At 42.9% G+C, this 6,767-nt stretch carries 6 protein-coding genes and 1 rRNA gene; all 7 read right to left on the reverse strand.

Going from position 1 to position 6,767, the window contains the following annotated elements; all coding sequences use genetic code 11:
* Positions 1-64: 64 nt before the first annotated feature.
* Positions 65-832 (reverse strand): sugar phosphate isomerase/epimerase family protein, encoded by a 768-nt coding sequence (locus KVG29_RS11420; RefSeq protein ID WP_252228571.1) that lies wholly within the window; start codon positions 830-832, stop codon positions 65-67.
* Positions 833-1,028: 196 nt separating this feature from the next.
* On the reverse strand, positions 1,029-2,189 hold the full coding sequence (locus KVG29_RS11425) for a Gfo/Idh/MocA family protein (RefSeq protein WP_252228572.1): 1,161 nt from the start codon (positions 2,187-2,189) through the stop codon (positions 1,029-1,031).
* 3 nt (positions 2,190-2,192) lie between these two features.
* Complete coding sequence (locus KVG29_RS11430) at positions 2,193-3,056, reverse strand: sugar phosphate isomerase/epimerase family protein (protein ID WP_252228573.1); 864 nt, start codon at positions 3,054-3,056, stop codon at positions 2,193-2,195.
* 33 nt (positions 3,057-3,089) lie between these two features.
* On the reverse strand, positions 3,090-3,863 hold the full coding sequence (locus tag KVG29_RS11435) for a sugar phosphate isomerase/epimerase family protein (protein WP_252228574.1): 774 nt from the start codon (positions 3,861-3,863) through the stop codon (positions 3,090-3,092).
* 17 nt (positions 3,864-3,880) lie between these two features.
* A complete protein-coding gene (locus KVG29_RS11440; RefSeq protein WP_252228575.1) occupies positions 3,881-4,900 on the reverse strand; it encodes a Gfo/Idh/MocA family protein in 1,020 nt (339 codons plus the stop codon).
* Between the two features lie 299 nt (positions 4,901-5,199).
* Positions 5,200-5,838 carry a hypothetical protein gene (locus tag KVG29_RS11445; RefSeq protein WP_252228576.1) on the reverse strand — a complete coding sequence of 213 codons (639 nt, stop codon included), beginning with the start codon at positions 5,836-5,838 and terminating at the stop codon, positions 5,200-5,202.
* Between the two features lie 800 nt (positions 5,839-6,638).
* Positions 6,639-6,755 (reverse strand): 5S ribosomal RNA (gene rrf / locus KVG29_RS11450).
* Positions 6,756-6,767 lie beyond the last annotated feature (12 nt).

Here is a 6,767-nt window from a genome sequence, read left to right on the forward strand (position 1 = left end):
CAGTACCCAACTGTTTAAAAGGTTAGCTATTTAAATTGCTGGCAACCATATCGGAAAACTAAACTTATTTACTCAGCTCTCTCAACAAATTTAGACCCACGGGCGCATCTCTATCAACATCCTTAATGCCGGCCTCAATGCTTATACGCCCCTGGTATCCAACTTCCTTTAGCTTTTGGAAGAAAGCATCATACACATCCTCAGACCTATCCAGAGGGCACACTCGCCCATTGCTATTGGCTATATGTAGATGTGCAATAATAGAACCCGCCTTAACCAATACATCCATGTCTTCATTCTCCCGCCGCATGTGATAAAAATCGGCCAATAACTTTACATGGGTATGACCAACATCCGTCACAAATCTTAAACCTTCCTCTACAGAATTGAGAATGTTGGTTTCGGAAGTGTTCAAAGGCTCCATAGCAATAGTCAAACCGTATTCAGCAGCCACATCGCCTGCTATCCTCGCAATCCTTACAAGCTGTTTCCACGCTTCTTCCCTACTCCAGCCATCAGGTATTTTGCGCGCTCCTCCGCTCCCAAATACAATCACTTTGGCTCCCAGACGGCTTACCCTAGCAAAAGCCCTTTCCAAATAATCTTTGATGCCTCCTTCATCCACTTCAGACCCCGTCAACCTGATATTCCCCGGAAACAACACGTTGAACGCTTCACATTTTATATTGCTGCCGTCAACCAGATTCATTGCGGCATTAAACTCCTCATCATTCATCTTTGCAATGCTTACAACCGAGGGCTCTATATAGTCAAAGCCTATATCCTCCATCTTTTTTATATTCTCCACACCTGTACATACACCAATTTTCATCTTTATTCACCTCATAACAATTTTTTAAGCTTTTCCTGAACTGCACAAGGCTCTCCATTTTATAGAGCGTTGAAATCCAAACCTGTTGGATTGTAAAACGCCCTTGACATGGTTCGGTTATAATTTAAAGGTACAGGCCTTACTTAACAGCAGACCCTCCCACTTTGGTGTGAGAGGGTCAACCGCGTACGCCATATCAATACGTTCCTTCTACGTCCAAAACCTTATCTTCTTTTTTATCCTTTTTGAACTTGGAACTGTCTATCCTTTCTTTGAGCTTTTGATAGAACAGGTCTTCGTCAAAGGGAATCTCTACCCAATCATCCAGCCACGAAGACAGATGCATGGCATTTGATATGGTCAAGCCATATATCCCTTCTATACCAGGCGCCAAAAGCGGCGTACCTTTCAATATGGCGTTCACCCAGTTGGTGGTAATTCCCCTGTGCGCTGTTTCAACGCCATGCACAGGGATTTCACATTTCCAGCACTCGGGTGAACCAAACCCACCTTTGTACTCTCTATTGAACTGTCTCTCTGAAACCCGCAAGCGCCAGAAGGTCAATTTACCTTCCTCGACCACTATCTTTCCTCTATCGCCGGCAATCTCGAAGCGGTTGGTACCCGGTGCTTCTCCGGTAGTTGTTATAAACACGCCCGTGGCACCATTCTCATATTCCATATAAGCCGTGACGTCATCTTCAACCTCAATATCGTGATATTTGCCGTAGTGGCAAAATGCCCGTACGCGGCGCGGCATGCCGCAAATCCACTGCCACAGGTCAAGATTGTGGGGACACTGGTTTATGAGTACACCACCACCTTCACCGGCCCACGTGGCCCTCCAGCCACCCGAATCATAGTAGCTCTGCGAACGATACCAGTTTGTGATAATCCAATTGATGCGCTTTATCTCACCCAGCTCACCCGATTTTATTAGATCCCTGAGCTTTTGGTAGACGGGATTGGTCCGCTGGTTGTACATAATGCCAAAAACCTTGCCGCTCTTCTCGGCCACCTCGTTCATTTCCCTTACCTGCTTTGTATAAACCCCCGCAGGCTTCTCAATGAGCACGTGCAGTCCACGTTTAAAAGCGCTGATGGCCAAGGGCGGATGGTCATAGTGGGGCGTGGCAATGATGACGGCATCCACAGCCTTGGACTCAAACATGGCCTCCGCATTTTCGAATAGCTTAATATGCTTGCCCAGATTGTCTCTGGCCCATTCCAGTCTCTTGGGATTTATATCGCAAACTGCAGTGAGCTCTGCATTGGGAACATCTCCAGCTGCCAGATACTTGGCATGGGCCGAACCCATGTTCCCTATGCCCACTACGCCTATTCTCACCTTATCCACAGGTCATTCCCTCCTCTCAATTTGTGACAATATCTTCTTCAAAGCATTTGCAGCAATGCCAAACTGCTTAGGGCCACCTTCCGGCATGTTAGGATCCACAATCCCCTGCTCCAGCTCGCTAAACCCTACAAAGTTGCCCAGATGGGGCTCTATGGATAAGAAGCCCTCATACCCCATTTGATAAAGCTCAGTAAGTATTTCCTTTACCTTGCCGTCTCCATATCCCGAAGGTACTACGCTGTGGTTGCTGTACAGAGCATCCTTGATATGCATGTAAGCTATATAACTTTTTAGAAGATTGAAGGCATGGGGATAAGTTTCCACATCGCACTGCACGAAATTGGCTGGATCAAAAGTAAGCTTTACATAATCGCAGTCCAGCGTTTTCAGCAGGTCAAGGCAGCGCTCAGCAGTATCTCCATAAATACCCTTTTCGTTTTCATGAAGAAGAGTTAGCCCGGTCCCCTCAGCTGCTTTTATAAACTCCTCCCATCTGCGAATAACCTCATCCCTGTATTTTGCAGGGTCATCCCCTTTGGGAATATAAAAGCTAAACATCCTGATATAGTCGGTTTCCAGTATCTTTGCGATTTCAATGGTGTGTTTAAACAGCTCAAGGTGGGGTTCAAAATCATCCAGTATCCCAATCTTGCCTATAGGCGAACCTATGGCAGAAATCTTAAATCCCCTGTCATCCAGCTGTTTCTTTATCTCTTTTACCTCTTCTAAAGAATACTGAACGAGGTTTTTGCCATATACTCCTCTCATTTCTATGTATCTTATATCATGCTGTTCTAGCACATCCATTTGTACTTTCAAATCAGGGTCGATTTCATCTGCAAAAGCAGAAAGTATGAACTTGCTCACCCTTCTCTCCTCCCCACATTAGTGTTTTTTTATTTAAGGATTGAGCCCCAGTTTCTTTAAATTATTCAGGCTTATTGCCAGGCTCTCAAAAGGATCCCTCTGACAGACGTCCTGTTCCACCAGCGCCCACTCTACACCGATCTCAACGCAGGCATTAATGATGTCGGGCCAGTTGAGATTGCCCTCGCCCACCTCGGTCATCATCTGCTGCCTGTTGCTGTCCACGCCCATGTCTTTGAAATGAACTACCTTCATCCTTCCCCTGACTTTCTTGATCCAGTCAACGGGATTGGCCCCTCCTGCCTGCACCCAGTATGTATCGATTTCAAAGTCAAATACTTCAGGGTCGGTTTCATTGAGAAGGATTTCCAAACCCGTTACCCCGTCAAATTTCATAAATTCGAAGTTATGGTTATGATAGATAAATCTCAATCCATTGTCCGCCAACACCCGTGCAATTTCGGATGCCTCTTTGGCAAATTTCACATACCCTTCTGCGCTTTTGGCATATTCGTGCGGCATGGCTCCAAGGCCTACATACTTGCAATTCCAAAGCTTATGCTGTTCAATTACTCCCTGCAAATCATTCTTTAATCTGTCGTATCCTATATGGGTAGCACAAATCGTCAACCCTTCTGCATCCATTATCTCCTTTACTTTATGCGGGTCCACAGGTCCGAACGCTGACACTTGAACGGCATTATATCCTATTTCCTTTATCTTTTTCATGCTGGTCGCAATGTCCTCAAGCGTCTTGGTAAATTGCCTGATGGTATACAGCTGGGCTCCTACTCTGGGCTTACTCATAAAAAATCCCCCCAATTTTAACTAATGTTTATTACATTCCCTGTAGAAGAGGACTTATAAATGCCATCGATTATCTTCAAAGATTCCATACCCTCTTCAACAGAGATGATGTGCCTGGAATCACCGCTTAAGACGGCTCGATAAAACTCATCTATCAAAATCGCATGGCTTCTGCCCCAATAAGACTTATATGCTGTCTCGCTGGTCTTTCCAGTAACTAAACACTCATAGCTCTTGCCTTGCTCCATAACCAGCGTGCCATCGTAAATCCTCAGCCTGGCCTTCTCACAGTCTATTTCTATTTCCACAGGAGAATTGGTAGTGTAGCAGTTGGTGGCATAAAAAATACCACGGGCTCCATTTTTGAAAAATAAAATGGCATCAGCAGTGTCCTCTACCTCGATCACATCTCCCAAAAGATAAGTAGAGACATTTCCTTTTACAGCCTTCACTCCCCCACCCAACCACTGCATGAGATCAAGGGTATGAATAGCCTGGTTTATAAGCACGCCGCCGCCCTCTGTGGCAAACCTTCCTCGCCACCCGCTTTGAGTGTAGTACTCCTTAGTCCTAAACCAGGTTACAACACCTTTAATTCCCTTAACAGCCCCGATCTTGCCACTGTCGATGATCTCCTTGGCCTTTTGAGACTCTGGATTAAAACGGTTTTGAAAGCATACCCCTATATAGCGTCCATGCTTTTTGCTCTCTTGCGCCATTTCCTGTGCCTGGCTCACAGATATGGCAACCGGCTTCTCAACCAAGACGTGTTTACCAGCTCTTACAGCTTCAATGGCCATAGAGGCGTGCAAGTAATGAGGTGTACATATATGTACCACATCTACTTCATCATCATTAAGAGCTTCCAGATAATCAACATACCATCGGCAATCATATTTTGCTGCAGATGCCTGGGCTCGTTGTTTGTCTATATCGACCACACATACCAAACGGCCTAGCTCACTTGCCTCAATTGCATCTGCATGCACCCCGTGTATACTGCCGCAGCCTATAATGGCTGCCCCCAACCTTTTCATGTACATTTCACCTCAAAAAGGGGATAGTCCCCAAATTTTGGTAACAATGCTCGTTAAATCTTTCTATTAAATTGTAATTTAGGAAACCGTTTACCTTTTGTTTTTATTATAAACAGATTTTAACTTCATGTCAATACAAACACAAAAATAACACAGATACAAAAAATATAAAAATTCGCGTAACATTTACAAATTTTCATGCTTCATTACAAGTTACTGGCCATGCTCGGACGCACAAAATAAAAAACCCAGCATTTAGCCGGGTCTATAAGTCTACAATTTGGATTTCACGAAATTATTTATTTTTTAAAACTGCCAATCTGTTTTTTAAAGCTATTCAGGCTTATACCAACATATTTCCTATACTTATCTTCCTTGACAACAGGTACAATTTTATCATCACTGGTAATATAAATATAGCCACATAGATTATCAACTGGAAGGTACTTTCCCTCGTGTACTCCAGAGCCTTTTCTTAAAAAGAATACCATCTTTTCCCCGGGGATTAACTCGGGTTGATAGCCATCAAATTCACAGCTGCGGGTAATTAGTATCTCTTCTCCTTCCAAACTGCCCGCTAACACATCAAGTACCTTTATTTGTGTTGTGATAAATTCAGTCCTATTTGGCTCATTACCCATACTTCGCGATTTCTCCTCGAGCGCACCTTCCGGAGTCGCTTTATTGCCTTCAAAAGTAACGGTGTATTTATCTACACTTTTATTTACTTGGCCAACAATTACCACATCCGAATACTCAACTAAAACTTGTACATCCGGGATCATTCCGCGTTCCATATAGGGCGGATCTCCATACGTTGGATATTGAGCTAACAGTTTCTCAATATAATTATTTCGAGCCACATATATACCATAAAAAGTACCTGCTACCAGCATTACTGCAATAACCAACAGGCTGACTTTTAGTCTTTTATTCATGTCTAGATACTCCTTTCTCAATTTAAATTTTTTATTAATATTTAGATGCAATATCATTCTTATCATGAGTTTGCGGGTAACTGAAATTTATTGTATCTATAAGTTTTTGCATTATGGATTTTGCACTTGTAGGATAATAAATATCATCAGAATGACCAAGGCACATAACATGCCCCAATTCATGGACTAAAACAGCTATTTTTTGCGTATCACTAAGTAAATCATGCGTTAAAGAATATGGATTTATATATATTTGCGCATAACTTATCAATTTAGTTGAGTTATCGGCTTTAGTAGTACTATTTATCAGAGTACCATTTGTATCATATATATATATGTAACAGCTACAGGGTTAAACATACCATATCCTTGGGAATCCCACCAACTCTCAGTAGGTGTACAAAAATCTACTTTCGAACCATTAAATGAATAATCATACAAATAAACTTCCGGACATTGGCTGTTCCATCTACTCAGTGCAGATGAATAAAAACCAAGGTAAGGATTTTTTAGATAGTCATTATGAAATTCGTAGGATGAGAAACTAAAATGAAAAGCAAATACAAGGAGTGTATTATCCTTGTCGTCAGGTTTTAAGACAAAGAATAAAACAGAAGCATCATCAATCTTGTCTACGGATCAGGTTTATCACTAAAAGATACAGCCCAAATAATGAAGACCAATTACAGTAAAATGGTTGACCATGATAAAACCTCATCCAACACTTCTTTATCTTCAATACTATAAACATCTCATAAGCAGAAAGCCCGGCTTGATTTGCCAGGCTTTTTAAAATTGAACTCCGGCGACGACCTACTCTCCCAGAGGGTCTCCCCTCTAGTACCATCGGCGCTGAAGGGCTTAACTTCTGTGTTCGGAATGGATACAGGTGTTTCCCCTTCGCTATTGTCACCGGAATCTCTCTTTCA

The sequence above is a fragment of the Caldicoprobacter algeriensis genome, from assembly GCF_023838525.1.
In the GTDB taxonomy this organism is placed as follows: Bacteria; Bacillota; Clostridia; order Caldicoprobacterales; family Caldicoprobacteraceae; genus Caldicoprobacter; species Caldicoprobacter algeriensis.